The sequence below is a fragment of the Sphingomonas phoenicis genome (assembly GCF_047238005.1).
Classification (GTDB): domain Bacteria; phylum Pseudomonadota; class Alphaproteobacteria; order Sphingomonadales; family Sphingomonadaceae; genus Sphingomonas.
In genome coordinates, this window is the sequence record NZ_JBDFMC010000002.1 from 44353 (window position 1) to 65980 (window position 21628).

Annotated in this window: 23 protein-coding genes; 8 read left to right on the forward strand and 15 right to left on the reverse strand. The window is 69.0% G+C overall.

Annotated elements, in window-relative coordinates; translation table 11 throughout:
* The first annotated feature begins 20 nt into the window (after window positions 1–20).
* Window positions 21–719, forward strand: a complete 699-nt coding sequence (gene epsC / locus ABC319_RS00895; RefSeq protein WP_413068422.1) for a serine O-acetyltransferase EpsC — start codon at window positions 21–23, stop codon at window positions 717–719.
* A gap of 11 nt (window positions 720–730) precedes the next feature.
* Window positions 731–1066 carry a DUF2794 domain-containing protein gene (locus tag ABC319_RS00900; RefSeq protein ID WP_413068423.1) on the forward strand — a complete coding sequence of 112 codons (336 nt, stop codon included), beginning with the start codon at window positions 731–733 and terminating at the stop codon, window positions 1064–1066.
* Here ABC319_RS00900 and ABC319_RS00905 read toward each other — a convergent pair.
* From ABC319_RS00905 to ABC319_RS00950, 10 genes are all read right to left on the reverse strand, one after another.
* The gene (locus ABC319_RS00905; RefSeq protein WP_413068424.1) at window positions 1047–2096 is read right to left on the reverse strand and encodes a hypothetical protein; all 1050 of its coding nucleotides are present in this window, start codon (window positions 2094–2096) and stop codon (window positions 1047–1049) included. The two genes, ABC319_RS00900 and ABC319_RS00905, sit on opposite strands and share 20 nt — an antisense overlap.
* 165 nt (window positions 2097–2261) lie before the next feature.
* Window positions 2262–2714, reverse strand: a complete 453-nt coding sequence (locus ABC319_RS00910) for a hypothetical protein (RefSeq protein WP_413068425.1) — start codon at window positions 2712–2714, stop codon at window positions 2262–2264.
* 115 nt (window positions 2715–2829) lie between these two features.
* Complete coding sequence (phoB, locus tag ABC319_RS00915; RefSeq protein WP_413068426.1) at window positions 2830–3525, reverse strand: phosphate regulon transcriptional regulator PhoB; 696 nt, start codon at window positions 3523–3525, stop codon at window positions 2830–2832.
* Window positions 3525–4211: a phosphate signaling complex protein PhoU gene (phoU, locus tag ABC319_RS00920; protein WP_413068427.1), complete on the reverse strand. Its 687-nt coding sequence runs from the start codon at window positions 4209–4211 to the stop codon at window positions 3525–3527. Before phoU ends, phoB begins: the two co-directional genes overlap by 1 nt.
* An 11-nt stretch (window positions 4212–4222) precedes the next feature.
* On the reverse strand, window positions 4223–4978 hold the full coding sequence (pstB, locus tag ABC319_RS00925) for a phosphate ABC transporter ATP-binding protein PstB (RefSeq protein ID WP_413068428.1): 756 nt from the start codon (window positions 4976–4978) through the stop codon (window positions 4223–4225).
* Complete coding sequence (gene pstA, locus ABC319_RS00930; RefSeq protein WP_413068429.1) at window positions 4978–6276, reverse strand: phosphate ABC transporter permease PstA; 1299 nt, start codon at window positions 6274–6276, stop codon at window positions 4978–4980. The genes pstB and pstA overlap by 1 nt, the downstream gene beginning before the upstream one ends.
* Complete coding sequence (gene pstC, locus ABC319_RS00935) at window positions 6269–7642, reverse strand: phosphate ABC transporter permease subunit PstC (protein WP_413068430.1); 1374 nt, start codon at window positions 7640–7642, stop codon at window positions 6269–6271. Before pstC ends, pstA begins: the two co-directional genes overlap by 8 nt.
* On the reverse strand, window positions 7639–8703 hold the full coding sequence (locus ABC319_RS00940) for a substrate-binding domain-containing protein (RefSeq protein WP_413068431.1): 1065 nt from the start codon (window positions 8701–8703) through the stop codon (window positions 7639–7641). Before ABC319_RS00940 ends, pstC begins: the two co-directional genes overlap by 4 nt.
* Before the next feature lie 59 nt (window positions 8704–8762).
* The gene (locus ABC319_RS00945; RefSeq protein WP_413068432.1) at window positions 8763–9950 is read right to left on the reverse strand and encodes an ATP-binding protein; all 1188 of its coding nucleotides are present in this window, start codon (window positions 9948–9950) and stop codon (window positions 8763–8765) included.
* Between the two features lie 5 nt (window positions 9951–9955).
* On the reverse strand, window positions 9956–10645 hold the full coding sequence (locus ABC319_RS00950; protein WP_413068433.1) for an HAD-IA family hydrolase: 690 nt from the start codon (window positions 10643–10645) through the stop codon (window positions 9956–9958).
* A gap of 63 nt (window positions 10646–10708) precedes the next feature.
* Here ABC319_RS00950 and glmU point away from each other — a divergent pair, with 63 nt between their 5' ends.
* Both glmU and ABC319_RS00960 read left to right on the forward strand, forming a co-directional pair.
* Window positions 10709–12112 carry a bifunctional UDP-N-acetylglucosamine diphosphorylase/glucosamine-1-phosphate N-acetyltransferase GlmU gene (gene glmU, locus ABC319_RS00955; protein WP_413068434.1) on the forward strand — a complete coding sequence of 468 codons (1404 nt, stop codon included), beginning with the start codon at window positions 10709–10711 and terminating at the stop codon, window positions 12110–12112.
* Window positions 12112–13029: an ROK family protein gene (locus ABC319_RS00960; RefSeq protein WP_413068435.1), complete on the forward strand. Its 918-nt coding sequence runs from the start codon at window positions 12112–12114 to the stop codon at window positions 13027–13029. The genes glmU and ABC319_RS00960 overlap by 1 nt, the downstream gene beginning before the upstream one ends.
* A 66-nt stretch (window positions 13030–13095) precedes the next feature.
* Here ABC319_RS00960 and ABC319_RS00965 read toward each other — a convergent pair whose 3' ends face one another.
* Entirely contained in the window at window positions 13096–13461 is a 366-nt protein-coding gene (locus tag ABC319_RS00965; protein ID WP_413068436.1) for a DUF4440 domain-containing protein, read from the reverse strand.
* A 56-nt stretch (window positions 13462–13517) separates the two neighbouring features.
* Window positions 13518–14618 (reverse strand): DNA polymerase IV, encoded by a 1101-nt coding sequence (gene dinB, locus ABC319_RS00970; RefSeq protein WP_413068437.1) that lies wholly within the window; start codon window positions 14616–14618, stop codon window positions 13518–13520.
* Window positions 14619–14684: 66 nt separating this feature from the next.
* Between dinB and ABC319_RS00975 the strand changes: the two genes are divergently transcribed.
* The 3 genes from ABC319_RS00975 to ABC319_RS00985 are packed head-to-tail and all read left to right on the forward strand — an operon-like array spanning window position 14685 to window position 18345.
* On the forward strand, window positions 14685–16148 hold the full coding sequence (locus ABC319_RS00975; RefSeq protein WP_413068438.1) for a phospholipase D-like domain-containing protein: 1464 nt from the start codon (window positions 14685–14687) through the stop codon (window positions 16146–16148).
* A 45-nt stretch (window positions 16149–16193) separates the two neighbouring features.
* On the forward strand, window positions 16194–17327 hold the full coding sequence (locus ABC319_RS00980) for a DUF47 family protein (RefSeq protein ID WP_413071578.1): 1134 nt from the start codon (window positions 16194–16196) through the stop codon (window positions 17325–17327).
* Window positions 17328–17340: 13 nt separating this feature from the next.
* Window positions 17341–18345 (forward strand): inorganic phosphate transporter, encoded by a 1005-nt coding sequence (locus tag ABC319_RS00985; protein ID WP_413068439.1) that lies wholly within the window; start codon window positions 17341–17343, stop codon window positions 18343–18345.
* Window positions 18346–18776: 431 nt separating this feature from the next.
* Here the strand turns inward: ABC319_RS00985 and rpsI are convergent, their stop codons facing one another.
* The 3 genes from rpsI to ABC319_RS01000 all read right to left on the reverse strand — a co-directional run bounded on the left by rpsI (window position 18777) and on the right by ABC319_RS01000 (window position 20989).
* Window positions 18777–19334, reverse strand: coding sequence for a 30S ribosomal protein S9 (gene rpsI, locus ABC319_RS00990; protein WP_413068440.1), 558 nt, complete (start codon window positions 19332–19334; stop codon window positions 18777–18779).
* Window positions 19334–19813, reverse strand: a complete 480-nt coding sequence (gene rplM / locus ABC319_RS00995; protein ID WP_413068441.1) for a 50S ribosomal protein L13 — start codon at window positions 19811–19813, stop codon at window positions 19334–19336. The genes rpsI and rplM overlap by 1 nt, the downstream gene beginning before the upstream one ends.
* Window positions 19814–19930: 117 nt before the next feature.
* Window positions 19931–20989, reverse strand: a complete 1059-nt coding sequence (locus ABC319_RS01000; protein WP_413068442.1) for a COX15/CtaA family protein — start codon at window positions 20987–20989, stop codon at window positions 19931–19933.
* 116 nt (window positions 20990–21105) lie between these two features.
* Here ABC319_RS01000 and ABC319_RS01005 point away from each other — a divergent pair, with 116 nt between their 5' ends.
* Entirely contained in the window at window positions 21106–21573 is a 468-nt protein-coding gene (locus tag ABC319_RS01005; protein WP_413071579.1) for a Fur family transcriptional regulator, read from the forward strand.
* Window positions 21574–21628 lie beyond the last annotated feature (55 nt).

Genomic DNA, 21628 nt, shown 5'->3' on the forward strand with positions numbered 1-21628 from the left:
ACGCGCCAGGGAAATTTTCTATGCCGAGCCGCCTTGCCGCCTATCTGGATTCGATCCGTGCACGCGATCCCGCGCCGCGGAGCCGGGCCGAGGTGATGACCTATCCGGGTGTCTGGGCGCTGGGCGGTCACCGGGTGGCCCACCGGCTGTTCCGCGCCCGCCTGTTCCTGCTGGCGCGGATCGTCAACCACTGGACGCGCGCCTGGACCGCGATCGACATCCATCCGGGCGCGACGATCGGGCGACGGTTCTTCATCGACCATGGTTTCGTCGTCATCGGGGAGACGGCGGTGATCGGCGACGACGTGACGATCTATCAGTGCGTCACGCTGGGCGGGACCAGTCCCGACAACGGCGTCGGGGGCAAGCGGCATCCGACGCTGCTGGACGGGGCGATCATCGGATCGGGCGCGCAGGTGCTGGGCCCGATCGTCGTCGGTCGCGGCGCGCGGATCGGTGCCAATGCGGTGGTGACCCGCGACGTGGCGGACGGGGCCGTGATGGTCGGCATCCCGGCCCGGCCGACGATGGTCGAGGGCGGGGCGGCGCCGAAGCCCGATTTCCTGCCCTATGGGACCAAATGTTCGGAGACGTTCGATCCGGTGACGCAGAAGACCGAGCTGCTCCGCTGCGAGGTCGACCAGCTGCGCAAGCGGCTGGACGCGCTGCTGGCCGAGCAGAAGGCGGACGCCGGCGAGGCCGCGCGCGACCGCGCCTGACGCCCGCATCCATGGGTATCCTCCCCTTTCCGGATCGTCGCGCGACCCAGGTCGGTTTCGACCGGGCCGAGCTGACGCGGATCCTGGACCTGTACGGCCGGATGGTCGCGGCGGGCCATTGGCGCGACTATGCGATCGAACTGGGTCGCGAGGCGGCGGTCTTCTCCGCGTTCCGCCGGGCGACCGAGCGGCCGGAGGTGCGGATCGAGAAGCGGCCGGCACTGCGCCAGCGGCAGGGCATGTGGGCGCTGGTCGGCGAGGCGGGGGCGGTGCTGAAGCGGGGCCATGAACTAGGCCCGGTACTGGCGCCGGTCGAGCGCCGCCTGCTCAAGCTGGTCGAGGACTAGGCGCGACGCCGACGTCCTGCACCGGTGGCAGGCGCGCACCGGATGGGCCGAGCAGCCCGACCACGCGCTTGCGGATCGGATGCCAGAAGGCGGACAGCGTCAGCAGCGCCGAGCCGATCGCCAGTGCTGTGAAGGCGGCGGACAGCTCGACCGCCCCCGCCGTCCGGAACAAAGAGAACATCGCGTAGAGGACGTAGATCAGGCTGGACACCAGCAGCGCGCGGCGATCGATCGCCAGCGCCACGAAGGCGAACATGCCGTAGAGGATCAGAACGAGGATCGCGGTGCCGACGCCGATCCGGTCGCCGAAGATGCCGAGCATCTGGAACACGGGATGCGCGATCATCGGTGCGGCGGTGAGATGCAGCCAGAAGGCGACGTCGGCGCGGCGGGTGCGCCGCTCCCGGTCGCTGAAATCCCAGCGCATCGCCAGCGCGAACACGGCCAGTCCGCTGACGAGCAGCAACGGCCAGCCAAGCGCGGGATGGGCGGGAAAGGCGGCGAGGACGATCGCGAAGACGAGCGTGACCACGGCGGCGGCCCCGGCGGCGATCGTGATCGGCACCATGAACGAACGCCAGTGAAGCCACGCAGCGGCAGCGGCGGCCAGGGCACCGCCAGCGGCCACGAGCGCCTGACCCCGGTCCGACTCCGTCGCGACGACGCTGCCGAGACCCAGTGCGACGGCCATGCCGACCCCGCCGACAAACGCCGCGAGCAGGATGATGCTGGGCAACGCCATGCGTCGGCGGGCGGTGAAGAACGTCGCCAGACCCCATGCAACGGCGGCGACCAGCGCGGCGGCCAGCGGCGCGGCCAGCGTTGCCCCGATCTGTCCGACGGCGACGAGCAGCAGGACGATGGCGATCGAGACGAAGATGTCGTTGAACCCGGTGAGCAGCCTGAAATGCTCCTCGTCGACGGCGGGGGTCGCGCGCATCGCCGCGACATGCCGGCGGAACGCATCGGCCGCCGACGGGCTCAATACGCCCGCGCCGACCGCACCATCGATATCGCCTTCGCTGTACATGCCGTTCGCCCCCCGGGTGCCTGACACGTCAGACTATCGAAAGAAGCCGTGTCGTCCAGCCATCACCGGGCCGGAACCTGCGAGATACAAAAAAGGGCGCTCCATCTGCTGGAGCGCCCCATACTGGCGCCGGTCGCATAGGTGCGACCGGCGGACGACCGGTACTTACTTGCCGCCGCGCTGGCGGCACTTGTCGTACTGGCCCTTCTTGCAGATCGGGTAGCTGGCGAGCGGCGCGGGGGCCGGGAACGCCTGCGCCGGGCTGGCCGAGGGCTGCACCGTCACCGGTCCGCCGCCGGGCGCGGGCGCCGGGCCGGTCGTGCTGGGCTGATAACCGCCGACCGGGTCGCCGGTGGTCATGCCGCCGGGCGACGCGCCGCCGGTCGCCGGTGCGGCCGGTGCCGTATCCGTCGTCATCGGTGCAGCAGGGTCGGCAGCGGGCGGGGGAGCGGCAGTCGTCGCGTCCGAAGCGGGCTGCGACGCGTCGGGCGCCGTGGTGGCCTCAGGCGGCTGCGCCGTACCGGTCGCGGTCGTCGGGGCTGCGGTGGTGCTGGTCGTGTCCTGAGCGAAGACGGGCGCCGCGAGCAGGGCAGTAGCGGCGAGAAGGGCGAATTTCATTGAGGATCTCCTCGAGAATTATTTCGTGCGCGATTCTATTCGTCACGCCGCGGCCCAACGCCCCACTTCGCCAATGTGTCCTTCACGCAACGGTCGGTGCAGTAACGATCATGAATCAACCTTCTGCATCAAGGGCATAGCCGGCAGAACGGACGGTCCGGATAATATCCGACCTGCCCCCGACATTGATCGCCTTGCGCAAGCGGCGGATGTGGACGTCGACGGTCCGGCTTTCGATGTCGCTGTCATGGCCCCAGACACTGTCGAGCAGTCGTTCGCGCGAGAAGACATGGCCGGGATGTTCGAGAAAGTGCTTCAGCAGGCGGAATTCGGTAGGCCCGAGCGCGACCGTGTCGCCACCGCGCTTCACCTTGTGGCCGACCGTATCCATCTCGATGTCGGAATAGATCAGTGCCTCGCCTGCCAGCGCGGGGCGGACGCGGCGCAGCACCGCGCCGACGCGGGCGACCAGCTCGCGCGGGGAGAACGGCTTGGTCACGTAATCGTCCGCGCCGGTTTCCAGCCCGCGGACCCGGTCCTCCTCCTCGCCGCGCGCGGTCAGCATGATGATCGGCACGTTCTGCGTCTCGGGCGCGCGGCGCAGGCGGCGACACACCTCCAGCCCGGAGATCACGCCCTCGATCATCCAGTCGAGCAGGACGATGTCGGGGGTCCGCTCGCGCGCCAACAGGAGGGCCTCCTCGCCATCGGCGGTGTGGACGACCTCGAAATCCTCGCGGCGGAAGTGAAAGGTCAGCAGTTCGGCGAGGGCGGCATCGTCCTCCACCAGCAGCATCGTCACGCGTGCCATCAGTCCCGCTCCCCACCGCCGCGCTCGCGATCGGCGAGGTGTTCGCCGGTCGCCGCGAAATAGACCATCTCGGCGACGTTGGTCGCATGGTCGCCGATCCGCTCCAGGTTCTTCGCGATGAACAGCAGGTGGGCGACCTGGCTGATCGTCGCCGGATTCTCGACCATGAAGGTAACGAGGGTGCGGAAGATCGAATCGTAGAAGTCGTCGAGCGGCGGGTCGCTGTGCCAGACGCGCGCCGCGCTGTCGGCATCGCGCGCGGCGAAGGCGTCGAGCGCGCTCCTCACCATCTCGGCCGCCATGCGGCCCATCGCAGGCAGGATCGACACGGGCTCGATCCGGTGCTCGCTCTCGATCAGGGGCACCCGCTTGGCGATGTTCTTGGCATAGTCGGCGATCCGCTCGACGACGCCGGCGATCTTCATCGCCGCCACCACCTCGCGCAGGTCGATCGCGAGCGGCGCCCGCAGCGCGATGATGCGGACGGCGAGGCGCTCTACCTCCGCCTCGAGTTCGTCGATCTTGCGGTCGCCGGCACGCACCTCGGCAGCGAGTTCGAGGTCGCTGCGCTGGAGCGCCTGCATCGCCTTCGCGATGGCGTCCTCGGCAAGGCCGCCCATCTCGCTGATCAGGCCGCGGAGCTGGCCGATATCGGTGTCGAACGCCTTGACGGTATGCTCGTTCATATAACCCCCACTCAGCCGTACCGGCCGGTGATGTAATCCTTCGTCCGTTCCTGGCGCGGATTGGTGAAGATATCCGACGTGGCGCCGTATTCGACCAGCGTACCCAGATGGAAGAAGGCGGTTTTCTGGCTGACGCGCGCCGCCTGCTGCATGTTGTGGGTGACGATGGCGATGGCGTAGCGGCCGCGGAGTTCGTGGATGAGCTCCTCGATCTTCGCGGTGGCGATCGGGTCGAGCGCGCTGCACGGCTCGTCCATCAGGATCACCTCCGGATCGACGGCGATGGCGCGTGCGATGCAGAGCCGCTGCTGCTGTCCACCCGACAGCGCGGTGCCGCTGTCCGACAGGCGATCCTTTACCTCGTTCCACAGGCCGGCGCGGGTCAGCGATCGCTCGACCACATGATCGAGATCGGTCTTGCCCGCGGCGAGCCCGTGGATGCGGGGACCGTAGGCGACGTTCTCGTAGATCGACTTCGGAAACGGATTGGGCTTCTGGAACACCATGCCGACACGCGCGCGCAGCTGCACCACATCCATTTCCGGCGCGTAGATGTCCTGCCCGTCGAGCCGGATGTCGCCGGTGACCCGGGCAGAGGCGACGGTGTCGTTCATCCGGTTCAGCGTACGCAGGAAGGTGCTCTTGCCGCAGCCGGACGGCCCGATGAAGGCGACGACCTTGTCCTGCTCGATATCGATCGACACGTCGTCGATCGCCTGTTTGGCCCCGTAGTGTACGTGCACGTTCCGGGCGGTCATCTTGGTCATCACCAGCGGGTCTCGAAGCGGTTGCGGAGGTAGATGGCGATGCCGTTCATCGCCAGCAGGAATACCAGCAGGACGATGATCGCCGTCGAGGTCTTCTCGACGAAGCCGCGATCGACCTGATCGGACCAGAGGAATATCTGGACCGGCAGCGCGGTGGCGGGGCTGGCGATGCCGGACGGCGGCGCGGCGATGAAGGCGCGCATGCCGATCATCAGGAGCGGCGCCGTCTCGCCCAGCGCGCGCGCCATGCCGATGATCGTGCCCGTCAGGATCCCGGGCAGGGCAAGCGGCAGGACGTGGTGGAAGACCACCTGGATGGGAGAGGCACCGACGCCCAGCGCCGCGTCGCGGATCGAGGGTGGAACCGCCTTGATCGCGTTGCGCCCGGCGATGACGATCACCGGCATGGTCATCAGCGCGAGCGTCAGCCCCCCGACGATCGGCGCCGAGCGCGGCAGCCCGAAGGTGCCGAGGAAGACGGCGAGGCCGAGCAGGCCGAAGATGATCGAGGGGACTGCCGCCAGATTGTTGATCGATACCTCGATCAGGTCGGTCCAGCGGTTCCGCGGGGCATATTCCTCGAGATAGAGGGCGGCCAACACACCGATCGGGAAGGCGAGCAGCAGCGTGACGAGCATCGTCAGCAGCGATCCCTTGAACGCGCCCCAGATTCCGACACGGGTGGGATCGGTGGCATCGGCGCCCGAGAAGAAGTTGCGGTTCAGCCCGCGCGAGAGGACGCCCGCGGCGCGCAATTTCGTCACCGTCGCCTCCGCCGCGGCGGTGCCGTCGCCCTTGTTGGCGATGTCGATCGCGCTGGCGGCGGGCAGATCGAACGTCGACCGCCGCGACAGGAGCGACGGATCGCGCTTGATCGCGTCGCGGACGCGGATCCACGCGCCGGCGGACAGGAGGGAGGGATCGCCATAGGCCGCCGCCGCGGCGGCACCGACCGTACCCTCCAGCCCGGCGCCGGCGAGCGCAAGGTCGGCGCGGCGGCCGTCCAGCTGCTGCGGCGTGACCGGCAGGCGGGCGGCGGCGAGATCGACCGGCACCGCGATGCGCGTCTCGGTGAACCCGCCGATGCCCTGGATCAGCATCGAGACGAGCAGGAAGGCGAGGAAGCCGGCCGACATCACCACCGCCGCCAGCCCCATCAGGCGAAAGCGGCGCTCGGCAGCGTAGCGGCGGCGGATGCGGCGCTGCATCGACCGGGTAGTCCAGTCGGTCGGCGCCCGCGGAGCAGGGTCGTGCGCGGTGCCGGCCGTCGGCAGCGGGGCGACGAGCGAGCTACTCATAAGCCTCCCGATAGCGCTTCACGACGGTGAGCGCGACGATGTTGAGGAGCAGGGTGACGACGAAGAGCGTCAACCCGAGGGCGAAGGCAGCGAGCGTCTTCGGACTGTCGAATTCGGCCTCCCCGGTCAGCAGGTCGACGATCTGGCGGGTGACGGTGGTCGCCGAGGCGAACGGGTTGGCGGTGAGCGTGGCCACGCCCGACGCGGCCATGACGACGATCATCGTCTCGCCGATCGCACGGCTGACCGCGAGGAGCACGCCGCCGACGACGCCGGGCAGGGCGGCAGGCAGCATGACGCGGCGGATCGTCTCCGACGAGGTCGCACCCATGGCCAGGCTGCCGTCGCGCATCGCGCTGGGAACGGCGGCGAGGCTGTCGTCGGCCATCGACGAGACGAAGGGGATGATCATGACGCCCATCACCAGCCCGGCGGCGAGCGCGCTTTCGGACGAGGCCCAGCTGATCCCCAGCCACACGGCGAGGTCGCGGACCGCGGGTGCGACGGTCAGCGCGGCGAAATAGCCGTAGACGACGGTCGGGACGCCGGCGAGCACCTCCAGGATCGGCTTCATCCAGCGCCGGGTACGGGGCGCGGCATATTGCGTCAGGTACACCGCGCTCATCAGGCCGAACGGGATCGCCACCGCCATGGCGATGATCGCACCGATGAAGAAGGTGCCCCAGAACAGCGGCACTGCGCCCAGATTGGCACCGGGATCACGCGCGTCGATCACCTGCGGCGACCAGTGGGTGCCGAACAGGAAGTCGGTGACCGGCACGACCGAGAAGAAGCGCCCGGCCTCGTACAGCAGCGAGGCGACGATGCCGATCGTGGTGAGGATCGCGATGAGCGACGCGGAGAGCAGCAGCCCCATGACGATCCGCTCCACCCGCGTCCGCGCGGCGAAGCCGGGCCGTACGCGCGTGAAGGCGAAGGCGCCGCCCGCAAAGGCGAGGAGCAGCGCCAGCCCGGTGGCGATCCAGTCGTAGCGGTTCTGCGCGGCGGCATAGGCCGGCGTCAGCCGTTGCGCGAGATCGTTGAACGCGCCGTACGCGCGACCCGACGCCAGGGCGCGCGCCTCCGACAGGATCGACGCGCGATCGAAGCCGGGCGGCGGCAGCTGCGCCGCGGCCGGCGTGGCCAGCACCGCCTCCGTCACCATCGCCGGCGAGACGGCCGACCAGATGGCGAGGAAGATCAGCGGCGGGACCAGCGTCCACAGCGCCACGTACCACCCGTGATGGCCCGGCAGCGAGCTGAACCGCTGCGTCCCGTCGCGGAAGGCGGCGGCGCGGGCACGCGCGACCAGCCAGCCGATCAGCGCCAGACCGACCACGACGAGGAGGAGGGCGACGGCGCTCATTTCAGTACCGCCGGATCGAGGGTGACATCGCCCGCGATCACCTGCGCCGCGCGGGCGCGCACGTCGTCGGGAGCGGCGATCAACCCGCGCTTCACGAGGGGGCCGTCCGGGCCCCAGCTGGCGGCATAGAGCGTCAGGAAGGTGCGCAGGTTGGGGATCGCGGCCAGATGCGCCTTCTTCACGTAGATGTAGAGGGGGCGGGAGCCCGGATAGCGACCGTCGGCGATCGCCGCATAGGTGGGCGCGACGCCACTGATCGGCACCCCGTTCACCGCGTTGGCATTCTCGTCGAGATAGCTGTAGCCGAAGACGCCGATGGCGTTCGGATTGGATTGCAGCTTCTGGACGATCAGGTTGTCGTTCTCGCCGGCGTCGACATACGCGCCGTCCTCGCGCACGCGGGTGCAGAGCGCCTTGTGCGCATCGGGATCCGACTTGGCGAGCGGCCTGGCGGCGGGGTTCGACGCCTCGCACCCCTTGGTCAGGATCAATTCCGCCAGCGCGTCGCGGGTGCCGCTGGTGGCGGGGGGACCATAGACCTGGATTGGGATCGCCGGCAGCGACGTGTCGACATCGCGCCAGGTGCGGCGTGCGTTCGGCTTGCCACCCGGCGCGGCGGCGAGCGCGAGATAGAGTTGGGCAGGCGTCAGCACCATCTTCGGACCGTTCTTCGCCTCTGCGAAGGCGATGCCGTCGATGCCGACCTGCACCTCCATGATGTCCCTGACGCCGTTCGCCGCGCAGTCCATGTACTCGCTGGCCTTCATCCGGCGCGACGCGTCCTCGATGTCGGGGTGCGCGGCGCCGATCCCTGCGCAGAACAGCTTCATGCCGGCGCCCGTCCCGGTCGATTCGATCACGGGGGCGGCGGCGTCGGGATCGGCGGCGACCAGCTGCTCGGCGATCATCGTCGTGAATGGGTAGACCGTCGACGATCCGACGACGCTGATCTGGTCGCGCGCACCCGCCCCGCCGCCGTTCGCCTGATCCCGGCAGCCGCCCAGCAGGCACGCGCCCGCAGGCGCCAGCAGCAACAGGCCGGAGAGGAGGTGACGGCGCATCGGGTTCCCTGTCGCGGCGGCGAGTGCCTCCGTTCGCCCGAGCCTATGTGACCGGGCGGTTACGCTTTGATGACAGGCGCCTCGGGCGGCGCGCCGGGCAGGGTCACCGTCACCGTTGTGCCGACACCGACCTTGCTCGCGATCTCCAGCCGCCCGCGGTGGCGCTCCGCGATGTGCTTGACGATCGCGAGGCCGAGGCCGGTGCCGCCCAGCGACCGGCTGCGCCCGGCGTCTACCCGGTAGAACCGCTCCGTCAGGCGGGGCAGGTGCTCGGGCGCGATCCCCTCTCCCTCGTCGGCGACGGCCATGACCAGGCCGGCCGGCCCCGTCTTCAGCGTCACCGTCACCGGGGTGCCGGCGCGGCCGTACTTCATTGCGTTGCCGATCAGGTTGTGGAACAGCTGCGACAGTTGCGCCCGGTCGCCTGCGATCGGCGGCAGCTCGTCGAACTCGGCGCAGATCAGATCTGCCGCCCGCTCCCGGCCGGAACTGCGCAGCTCGGCGCAGACCTCGTCCAGCAGGACGCCGAGATCGACCAGCCGGTCGGGCAGCCGGTACTTGTCCGCCTCGATCCGCGACAGCGAGAGCAGATCCTCGACCAGCCGCTGCATGCGCCGGGCCTCGTCCATCATGATCTTCAGGAAGCGGGCGCGCAGTGCAGGCTCCTCGCCCGCATCCTCCCCCAGCGTCTCGATATAGCCCATGATCGATGCCAGCGGGGTGCGCAGTTCGTGGCTGGCATTGGCGACGAAATCGACCCGCATCCGCTCGGCGGCGGCATGCTGCGTGCGGTCGACGAGATTGACGACGGAAAGGTCGCCGGCGATCGCCTTGACGCGCATCTCCCAGCGGCGATCGCGACTGCCGATGCCCATCAGTTCGACCGGGTGGCCATCGGCGGCGGCGAGTGCCTGCGCCGCGGCGGGGTGGCGGATGGCGACGCGGGCATCCTCGCCGATGACATGGGCGCCCAGCACGGCACGGGCGGCGGCGTTGGCGATCGACACGCGGCCGTTGGAGACGAGGAGCACGGGATCGGCCACCCCGTCGAGCATGTCCGCCAGCGACGGGGCAGCAGGCACGGGGGGCGGCGCAACGTCGACGACCACCTCTCGACGGCGACCCAGCAGCACCGCCGCCACCGTGCCGACCAGCGCCACCGCGAATCCTTCCCAGACGCCGGTGACCAGGAACACCGCGAGCGCGGTGACCGCCGCCAGGGCAAGCGCGGGAACGGGCGTACCCACGACGATCAGCCCAGCCGTTCCAGCGTCGGCACCAGTTCGTCGAAGCCGTCGATCACCGCATCGGCGCCGAGCTCGGCGGCGGGACGGTCGAGGAAGCCGAAGCTGCACGCCACGACGGGTATGCCCGCCGCCTTCGCCGCCCGCACGTCATACACAGAGTCGCCAACGAACGCGGCGCGCCCGCCGCCGCAGCGGGCGATCATCTCGACGATCGGGTCGGGCGCGGGCTTGCCGCGGCCCGGACCCATCGTGTCGCCGCCGATCAGGCAGGCGAACCGCGCGGTGAGACCAAGGGCGTCGAGTACCTGCGAGGCATAGCGTTCCAGCTTGTTCGTCACCACCGCCACCCGGACGCCGCGCGCCGCCAGATCGTCCAGCGCGTCGAGCACATGGGGGTAGGGGGCGGTGAGCACGGTCATGTTCGCCTCGTAGAAATCGAGGAGGACGCGGTGCAGCCGATCGAGCTCCGCGTCGGTGCATCCGCCCGTCTGCGCCATGCCCTGCGCCAGCATGTGGCGCGCACCGCCGCCGATCATCGGCTTGATGCGGTCGACCGGCAAGGTTGGGCGACCGGCGGCGGCGAGCGCATGGTTCACCGCCGCGGCGAGATCGCCGCTGGTGTCGAGCAGGGTTCCGTCCATGTCGAAGCCGACGATGGCGAAGGGGAAGCGGGCGCTGGCGCGAAAGTCCGTCATGGGGTGCGCGGTGCCAGCAGGGCTATGGCGTTGGCAAGGCATTCGTGCCAACCCGCGCGTTCCATGAACGACCCGATCGCCCCCGCCGCGCCCGCCTCGCCCCCTATCGCGCCCCTCGCGGCGGTGATCCTTGCGGCGGGCAAGGGGACGCGGATGAAGTCCGACCTGCACAAGGTGCTGCATCCCGTCGCCGGCCGGCCGATGCTGCTGCACCTGATCGCCGCGGTCCGCGCCCTGTCTCCCGAGCGGATCGTGGTGGTGACCGGTGCCGGCCGCGAGCAGGTGGAGGCGGCAGTTGGCGGGCAGGGCGTGGATGTTGCGCTGCAGGCGGATCAGCTGGGCACGGGCCATGCCGTGCGTCAGGCGGAGGCGGCGTTGGCCGGGTTCGTGGGCGACGTGCTGGTCCTGTACGGCGACGTCCCGCTGGTCGCGGCCGGTACGATGCGGCGGATGGTCGAGCGGCTGCACGGCGACGATGCGCCCGCGGCGGTGGTGCTGGGCTTCAGGCCGGCCGATCCGGGTGCCTATGGCCGGGTCATCGCCGATGCCGACGGGCGAATCGCGCGCATGGTCGAGTTCAAGGACGCCAGCGATGCCGAGCGGCAGGAGACGCTGTGCAATTCGGGACTGATGGCGGTGCGCGCGGCCGACCTGTGGGCGCTGCTGGCGCGGGTCGGGAACGACAATGCCGCGGGCGAATATTACCTGCCCGACATCGTGATGCTCGCCGCCGCCGACGGTCGCCGATCCGCGGTGATCGAGACGACGGCGGACGAGGTGGCAGGCGTCAACAGCCGGGGCGAGCTGGCGACGGTCGAGGCGGGCTGGCAGCGCCGCCGCCGCGAGGAGGCGATGGCGGCCGGCGTGACGCTGCTGGCGCCGGAGACGGTGTGGTTCGCGCACGACACGGTATTGGGCCGCGACGTGACGGTGGCGCAGAACGTCGTCTTCGGACCGGGCGTGACCGTCGCCGACGGCGCCACGATCCACGCATTCAGCCATCTGGAGGGCGCGACCGTCGGCCGGGCGGCCGAGGTCGGCCCCTATGCCCGATTGCGGCCCGGCGCGGTGATGGAAGCCGGGTCGAAGGTCGGCAATTTCGTCGAGATGAAGAAGGCGGTGCTGGGCGAGGGCGCGAAGGCGAACCATCTCACCTATCTGGGCGATGCCGACATCGGTGCCGGCGCCAATATCGGCGCGGGCGCGATCACCTGCAACTATGACGGTTTCCTGAAATACCGGACCAGCATCGGCGCCGGCGCCTTCATCGGGTCGAACAGCGCGCTGGTCGCGCCGGTAGCGATCGGGGCGGGCGCGATCGTCGGCGCCGGATCGATCGTCACGGCGGACGTGCCGGCCGATGCGCTGGCGCTGGCCCGCGGACGGCAGGAGAACCGCGACGGCTGGGCCGCCCGGTTCCGCGACATGATGCGCGCCAGAAAGGCCGCCCGGCAGGAGAGAGCTTGATGAACGACGACGCGCCGCTGGTGGCGGGGATCGAACTGGGCGGCACGAAGTGCATCTGCATCCTGGCGCGGGGACCCGACGCGATCGAGGATCGGGTGCAGCTGCCGACCACCCGGCCCGAGGAGACGCTGGAGGCGATCGAGGCGGTGCTGGACCGGTGGAGCGGCTTCGTCGGGCTCGGCATCGCCAGTTTCGGGCCGGTGTCGATCGACCGGCATTCGAGCGATTACGGACACATCACCTCCACGCCCAAGCCGGGCTGGGCGAACCAGAACGTCGCCGAGCGGCTGCGCCGCCATGCGCGGGTGCCGACCGGTTTCCATACCGATGTGGTGGGCGCCGCCCTCGCGGAGGCGCGCTGGGGCGCGGCGAAGGGCCTGGCCGATATCGCCTATGCGACCGTCGGCACCGGGATCGGTGTCGGCCTGATCGCGGGAGGCCGACCGGTCGACGGGCTGACCCATTCGGAGTTCGGCCATATCCGGCCCGTCCGTGTCGCGGGCGACGAGTGGATCGGCAACTGCCCGTATCACGGTGCCTGCTGCGAGGGGCTGGCCGCCGGCCCGGCGATTCAGGCGCGGACCGGCACGGCGGGGCCCGATCTGGGCGCGGAAGATCCGGCCTGGGACCTGGTGGCGCACGCACTGGGGCAGCTGCTTCATACTTTGGTGCTGACCGGTGTGCCGCGGCGGATCGTGATGGGCGGCGGGGTGATGGTCGGTAACGACCACCTCTTCCATAAGGTGCGCGCGGCGATGGCGCGCAGTCTGGCCGGCTATATCGCGCTGCCCGAGGTGGCCGATCCCGAAACCTATGTCGTGCCGCCGGCGCTGGGCGGCAACGCCGGACCGCTGGGTGCCATCGTGCTGGGTGGGCAGGCGATCAACGAGCAGCTGCACACGTCATACATCGGCTGATCGGGTCGCTCTCCGCATCGTCGTTTACGGAACGATGCGGAAGGCGACCGGATGCGGTGCCGTTTGTCAGACCACGGAGGCGACCGGCGGCGGCGTCTGCTGGTGCTGGACTACGCGCCAGACGTCGTGTTCCAGCCGGCGCATCGTCGTGGTGCAATAGGCGGTGTAGCCGTTGCTGCCGTCACGCTCGGCCTGCGCCTTGTAGGCGATGGTGATCAGGCCTTCCTGCGGCCGCATGACCTGCTGCTCGCTGAAGGTCACCGACGACCAGCGGGGCGTCCGGGCGACCGCCTCGATCGCGGCATCGCTCTTCAGAACGAAGGGCTGCTCGGGCAGCACCATCACGCACTCGTCGTCGATCAGTTCACGGTAATGGTCGGCATCGCCGATCCACAAGCTTTCCTCGAACGCCCAAACCCGATTGTCTTCCACGACTTGTCTCCCGATCGTTACCGTCGAAGCGCGGGATGGCGGCGATCGTTCCCGCCCTAGAATGGCAGTGCGGGCTGCAGCTCCTCGACCGGCTCGCCGCGACCGAGGGCCGACAGCGTCAGGCCGAGCAGCCGGACCCCGGTCGTGACCGGTAATTGCATGTCGAGCAGCGCGATGCCGGCCGCCAGGAAGGCGGTCCGGTCCACGATCGGGGAAGCGAACGACCGGGCGCGGGTGATCGTCGTGAAGTCGGCCCGGCGCAGCTTCAGCGTGACGGTCCGCCCGGCGCCCTCCGCGCGTTCCACCCGGTCCCAGGCGGCGTCGGCGACCAGCGCCAGCTTGTCGTGGAGCGCGGCCCGGTCGGTCAGGTCCTGCTCGAAGGTGCGTTCGGCCCCGATCGACTTGGCGATCCGGTGGGAACGGACCGGGCGATGATCCTCTCCCCGTGCGGCATTGTAGAGATAGGATGCGAAGCTGCCGAAATGCTGCTGGAGAAACGCCAGCGGCCGGTCGCGCAGGTCGGCGCCGGTGTGGATCGCCAGCGCCTCCATCCGCCGCGCCGTCACCGGGCCGACCCCGTGGAACCGCGCGACCGGCAGCGAGGCGACGAAGGCCGGCCCCTTGTCCGGCGGGATGACGCATAGGCCGTCGGGCTTGTTATGGTCCGACGCCAGCTTGGCGATGAACTTGTTGTAGCTGACCCCGGCCGAGGCGGTGAGGCCGGTATCGGCGAGGATGCGGGCGCGGATCGCGGCCGCGATCGCCCGGGCCGAGCCGAGCCCGTGCCGATCGTGCGACACGTCGAGATAGGCTTCGTCCAGGGAAAGCGGCTCGACCAGGTCGGTATAGTCGCGGAAGATCGCCCGGATCTGCTGCGACACGCTGCGATACACCTCGAACCGCGGCTTGACGAAGACGAGGTCGGGACAGCGCCTCACCGCGCTCGACGACGGCATCGCCGATCGCACGCCGAATGCCCGCGCCTCGTAACTGGCGGCGGCCACCACGCCGCGCGCCCGGCTGCCGCCCACCGCCACCGGCCGGCCGCGCAGGGCAGGATCGTCCCGCTGCTCGACCGACGCGTAGAAGGCGTCCATGTCGACGTGGATGATCTTGCGGGGGGGCATGTCGGCCATGTCGATGGAGATAATAGGCATATTCGCCGTTTGCAGCCGTAACGTGCAGGCGCCATTGGGGGCGGGCAGTGCATTGATGGAGGCGGCATGGAGCCGGGGGACGAATTCTGGCGGGTCGAACGTGCCGACCGGCTGTCGGTGATCGTCGATGCCGACGATTATTTCCGCTTCGCCCGGCGAGCGATGATGCAGGCGAGACGCCGTATCCTGCTGATCGGATGGGATTTCGATGCGCGGATCGTCCTCGATCACCAGGCCGCACCCGATGAGGGCGTGGGTCGCTTCATCTACAATCTGGTCGAGCGGAATCCCGAGCTGGAGGTGTTCCTGCTCCGCTGGGATCTCGGCGCGCTGAAATCGCTGGGGCGGGGGTCGACCATCTTCACCGTGGTCAAGTGGATGATGCATCCGCGCATCCATACCAAGCTCGACGGGCACCATCCCACCGGCGCGTCCCATCACCAGAAGATCGTCATCATCGACGATTGCCTGGCGTTCTGCGGGGGCATCGACATGACCGGCGACCGCTGGGACACGCGGGAGCATCTGGACGAGCAGCCGCTGCGACGACGCCCGCTCGGCCAGAAGTACAAGCCGTGGCACGATGCCATCACCGCCTTGCAGGGGCCGATCGCACACCAGCTGGGCGTGCTGTTCCGCGAGCGCTGGCGTGCCGCAGGCGGCAAGGACGAGCTGTTGCCGGCGGCGGTGCCGCCGGCGACGCCGTCGTGCTGGCCGGAAGGACTGGCGGTCGACTTCGACGACATCGACGTGGGCGTCGCGCGGACCTTGCCCGAGATGCCCGGCCAGCCCGGCGTACACGAGAGCGAGGCACTGTTCCTGGCGCAGATCGCCGCGGCGAAGAAGCATCTGTACATCGAGAGCCAGTATTTCGCGGCGCGGCGGATCGCGGAGGCGATCGCCCGTCGGCTGGACGAGCCGGACGGCCCCGAGATCGTCATCATCAATCCGACGACGGCGCAGGGATGGCTGGAGCCGCTGGCGATGGACACGGCGCGTGCGCGGCTGATGACCGCGCTGAAGCGCCGGGACGTCCATGGACGGTTGCGGATGTACCATCCGTTCACCGCCGGCGGCACGCCGATCTACTGCCATGCCAAGATCCTGATCGCGGATGACCGCGTCCTGCGGCTGGGATCGAGCAACATGAACAACCGGTCGCTGCGGCTGGATACCGAGTGCGACGTGTCGATCACCGCCTCGTCCGACGCACAGGCGGTCTGCGTGACGACGATCCGCAACGGCCTGATCGCCGAGCATCTGGGCGTCGACCGGGCGAAGGTGGAGACGGCGATCGAACGGACCGGATCGTTGATCGGGACGATCGAGGAGCTGCGCGGCAGCGGCAAGACGCTGCGGCCTTACGAGGTGCCCGACCTGACCGCGGTCGAGGAATGGCTGGCCGATAACGAGGTCCTCGATCCGGAAGGACCGGAGGAGATGTTCGAGCCGCTGTCGCGGCGCGGCCTGTTCAGGCGGCTGTCGCTCAGCGGACGGTTCAAGCGCAAGGCGGCGGTCACAAGCGGCTAGGCGAATACAGTTTTCTTGCCTTCACCGCGTCCGCATCGCATCGTGATGCGGATGTTACGCCAGATCGGCGCCTTACCCTATCGGATCGGAACCGGCGGCGCGGCGGAGGTGATGCTGATCACCTCTCGCGATACCGGGCGGTGGGTGGTGCCCAAGGGCAATATGATCGTCGGCCTGTCCCCGCACGAGGCCGCGGCGGTCGAGGCGTGGGAGGAGGCGGGCCTGCGCGGCCATGCCTGCGCCGCGTCGCTCGGCGAATATGATTACGACAAGCAGCGTCGGCGGGGCGCCGTGGCGGTCACGGTGGCCCTCTACCCGCTCGCGGTGACCGGGCAGGAGGCGGACTGGCCCGAGCGCCACCAGCGCGAAACGCGCTGGTTCGCCCTGCCGGACGCCGCCGCCGCGGTTGACGAACCCGCCCTTGCTGCGCTGATCGCTGGATTTCGCCCGCCGCCTGCGCCATCGGGCGTGGTAGAACGGATGGTCCCGGCAGTTCGCACCGGGATAAGGAGGCGAATTCCGATGCTTGGCTGGTTTCAGTCGTTGATGCCCCAACAGGGCCGATTCTTCGAGCAGTTCGAGGCGCACGCCGCGACGCTGGTCGGTGGCGCGGATGCGCTGGCCAGGCTGCTGCACGGTGGCGGCGACGAGCCGGGCACCGCGCAGGCCGATATGATCGCGCAGATCGTGGCGCTGGAGCATCAGGCGGACGACATCACCCGCGACGTGCTGCAGGATGTGCGCCGCGTGTTCGTGACGCCGTTCGATCGCAGCGCGATCATCGACCTGATCGGGGTGATGGACGACGCGATCGACCAGATGAACCAGACGGCGAACTCGATCGCGCTGTACCGCGTCGCCGAGTTCGAGCCGCAGATGCGCGACATGACCGGTATCATCGTCGAGGCCGCCCGCATCACCGCGGAAGCGATGCCGCTGCTGCGATCGGTCAACAAGAACGGCGACCGGCTGAACGAGCTGACCGCCCGGCTGATCCGGATCGAGGGCAAGGCCGATGACATCCACGAGGACGGGCTGCGCGCGCTGTTCGACAAGCGACAGAACGAGCCGATGGCCTTTATCGTGGGCCGCGAGATCTACAGCCATCTGGAGCGTGTGGTCGACCGGTTCGAGGATGTCGCCAACGAGATCCAGGGTCTCGTGATCGATCACGCCTGAAGGGTCGGCGATCATGATATCCCTTCCGCTGCTGATCGCGCTGGTCGGCTTCGCGCTGCTGTTCGATTTTCTGAACGGCATGCACGACGCCGCCAACTCGATCGCCACCGTCGTGTCCACGCGGGTGCTGAAACCGCAGTATGCCGTCATCTGGGCGGCGTCGTTCAACTTCCTGGCGCTGTTCGTCTTCGGCGAGCATGTCGCCAACACCGTGGGCAAGGGGATCGTCGACGCCAACGTGATCGACGCGACCGTCATCTGGGCGGCGCTGTGCGGTGCGGTGTTCTGGAACGTGCTGACCTGGATCCTGGGTATTCCGTCCTCGTCCAGCCATGCGCTGATCGGCGGGTTGCTGGGTGCCGGGCTGAGCAAGGCGGGGCTGCACGGCATCGTCTGGAGCGGGATCTTCAAGACGGTTGCCGGCATCTTCGTCGCGCCGGCGGTCGGGATGATGCTGGCGCTGGTGCTGGTGCTGGTCGTCGCGTGGACCAGCCTGCGCATGACGCCGCTGGGCGTCGACAAGCGGTTCCGCAAGCTCCAGCTGGTCTCCGCCGCATTCTACAGCCTGGGCCATGGCGGCAACGACGCGCAGAAGACGATGGGGATCATCGCCGTGCTGCTGTACAGCCAGGGGGTGCTGGGCGACACCTTCTACGTGCCGCTGTGGGTGGTGCTGTCCTGCTACGGCGCGATCGCGCTCGGCACGATGTCCGGCGGGTGGCGGATCGTCCATACGATGGGGTCCAAGATCACGCGGCTGACGCCCGCACAGGGCTTCTGCGCCGAAACCGGCGGGGCGATCACGCTGGCGATCGCCAACATCGGCGGCATCCCGATCTCCACCACGCACACGATCACCGGCTCGATCGTCGGCGTCGGCGCGGCACGGCGGGTGTCGGCGGTCCGCTGGAACGTCGCATCGACCATCGTCATCGCCTGGTTCGTGACGCTGCCCGCGGCGGGGCTGGTCGGCGCCGGCGTCTATTGGCTGACCCGGCTGGTCGCGCGACTGGTGTAACGCGGGCGGAGATCGCCCCGCCGGATCGTGGGCGAGGTTGCCGGGATCATCGCCCACGACATGAGGGCCTCGTCGACGCAGCGTCGGAAAGCGACGCGGGCTGCCCTTCGGCTTTCCAACCGATGGTCATAGGACAGGGGGGAGGGGGCTTCACCGCCCGCGCTGCCCGAAGTGGATATGTGTCAAGGCAGACGCCGGACAGGGCGGCATCTTCAAGGATGCCGACGATGCGATCATGCGAAATGCGCAGCGCACGTCGTGTCGCGCTGCCGCCCGTCGAGTTTCTTCGTGGTATCGCCGGCCGGGTTCTCGCCCGGAACTGACACGGCGATCGCCGACGTTAAAAGGGCGGCCTCTCACGAGACCGCCCCTCATCGTACCGCCCGGGAATACCGGCAGCTGGGTGGACCGCCGCAGCGATCCGCCTTCGCTTAGCGCTTCGAGAACTGGAAGCTGCGGCGTGCCTTGGCGCGGCCGTACTTCTTGCGCTCCACCGTGCGGCTGTCGCGGGTCAGGAAGCCGGCGGCCTTCACCGGCGCGCGCAGGATCGGCTCGTACCGGGTCAGCGCCTGGCTGATGCCGTGCTTGACCGCGCCGGCCTGACCGGAAAGGCCACCGCCCTTGACGGTGCAGATCACGTCGTACTGCCCCTCGCGCTCGGTGATGCCGAACACCTGGTTGATGACGAGGCGCAGCGTCGGACGCGCGAAATAGGTTTCCTGATCGCGACCGTTGATCGTGATCTTGCCCGAACCCGGCTTCAGCCAGACACGGGCGACCGCATCCTTACGACGACCGGTGGCATAGGCGCGACCCAGCTTGTCGATGATCTGCTCGCGCAGGGGCATCGTCGGTGCGGTCGGCGTGGGCGTGTTGCCCGCGAGATAATCCTCGGCCTCGGTGCCCGACGAGGATGCCGGGGCAGCGGCGGGTGCCGGCTGCGACGTCAGGTTCGCGAGATCGGCGAGGGACTGGCGGTTGTCGGACATTATGCACCCACCTTGTTCTTGCGGCTCATGCCGGCGATGTCGAGGACCTCGGGGTTCTGGGCGGTGTGCGGATGCTCGGTGCCCTTGAAGATGCGCAGGTTGCGCATCTGCTCACGACCCAGGGGCCCGCGCGGGATCATGCGCTCGACGGCCTTTTCCAGAACGCGCTCGGGGAAGCGGCCTTCCAGCACCTTCGCGGCGGTCACGCCCTTGATGCCGCCGGCATAGCCGGTGTGCTTGTAGTAGATCTTCTTCGCCGCCTTGTTCGACGTGAAGCGGATCTTGTCGGCGTTGATGACGACGACGTTGTCACCGCAGTCGACGTGCGGAGTGAACGACGTCTTGTGCTTGCCGCGCAGGACGTTGGCGATCACCACCGCCGCACGGCCGACCACCAGGTCGGTGGCATCGACGATATGCCATTTCTTCTCCACCTCGTGCGGCTTTACCGACTTGGTGGTCTTCATGAGCGCCTTCATGGGCGAGACCTTTCGAAACGAGAGCGCGCCACCCGTAAGGGCGGCGCGGACGAGTGGCCATTGCCGCCGGGCGGCCCGAAAGTCAAGATTTCCGCGCGATTGCTGACGGGTATTTAATTACCCGTATCGATGAAAGGTCGCGCCGGTGGCCCCGATCCGGTGGCTGGCGACGATCGTCGCGATCAGCAGCAGCGCCGCATTCGCCTGATGCGCCACCGCGATGTCGATCTTCACACCGGTCAACAGCGTCGCCACGCCGAGGAAGATCTGGAGGGTGACCAGCCCGACCACGACGAAGCCCGCCCGCGATCCCGTTCGCGTCGTGCGCACCGCCAGCCACAGCAGCGCAATCGCCGCGGCGAACGCCAGCCAGCGGTGGATGAACTGCACGACGACGGGGTTGTCGATCGCGTTCGTCCAGCCCGGCACCAGCATCGTGACACCGGCCGGGAAGAAGGTGTCGCCCATCCGCGGCCAGGTGGAGAAGGCGTATCCCGCATCGAGCCCCGCGGTGAAGGCGCCCCAGATGATCTGGCCGAACAGCAGGGCGAGGGCGGCGATGGCGACCGGCGCCAGCCGGGCCGGCGAGGCGGATGCCCCATCACGGTTCAGGCGGAGCAGGTCCAGCGCGGTCCAGACGATCCCAGCCAGGATGACCAGCGCGGTGACCAGATGGACCGCGAGCCGCAGGTGGCTGACGTCGGTACGCTGCGACAGGCCGGAGGCGACCATCCACCATCCGATCGCGCCCTGAAGCCCGCCCAGCGCCAGCAGCGCCGTCAACCGCCAGCCATAGCCGGCGGGAATGCGGCGCTTCACCGCGAACCAGATCAGCGGCAATGCGAAGGCGAGGCCGATGACCCGGCCCAGCAGGCGATGCAGATACTCCCAGAAGAAGATCGCCTTGAAGCCCGCCAGGTCCATGCCGCGGTTGAAGGCGGCATATTCGGGGATCTGCTTGTACCGATCGAACTCCGCCTGCCACGCCGTGTCGGTCAACGGCGGGACGATGCCGCTGATCGGTTTCCACTGGGTGATCGACAGTCCCGATTCGGTCAGGCGGGTGATGCCGCCGACGACCACCATGGCGACGATCAGGGCGGCGACGACGAACAGCCAGCGCGCGAGCATGCGCGGGCGGGCGGTGGACATGAAGGCGGCGCTCGGCTGAAGCATGACCCCATCTAGGAATGAAAGCCGCCAAGGACAACGCCGCTGGGACGGGCGCGACCGGGATCGCCGCCGGGCATCCGCTTGCCAGCCGGACCGGCACGACCTACCTCGCGATCATCATGGCCCACGCCCATCTTCATACCGAGCCCCGGGGCGAGGATCTGACCGCCGCCGCCCGTACCGCGCTGGAGGCGGCCGGCGAGCAGTGGACCGCGATGCGCGCCAGCGTCTACGCCGCCCTGGCCGAGGGCAGCAAGGCGGCCAGCGCCTATGACATCACCGAAGTGGTATCGCGGCGCGAGGGACGGCGGGTGGCCGCCAACAGCGTCTATCGCATCCTGGACCTGTTCGTGGCGACCAATCTGGCGCAGCGGATCGAAAGCGCGAATGCCTATATCGCCAATGCGCATCCCGGCTGCCTGCACGACTGCATCTTCCTGGTCTGCGACAGCTGCGGCCGGACCGAGCATCTGGACGACGACCGCATCACCCGCGACCTGCGTCGCGCCGCCGGCGCCGCGGGGTTCACGCCGGTCCGCCCCGTCGTCGAGATGCGCGGAACCTGCACGGCCTGCACGGGACGGTGATCGAATTCCGGCGATGCCGGCAATCGACACCCATGTCCGGCTGGAGTAAGCCCCG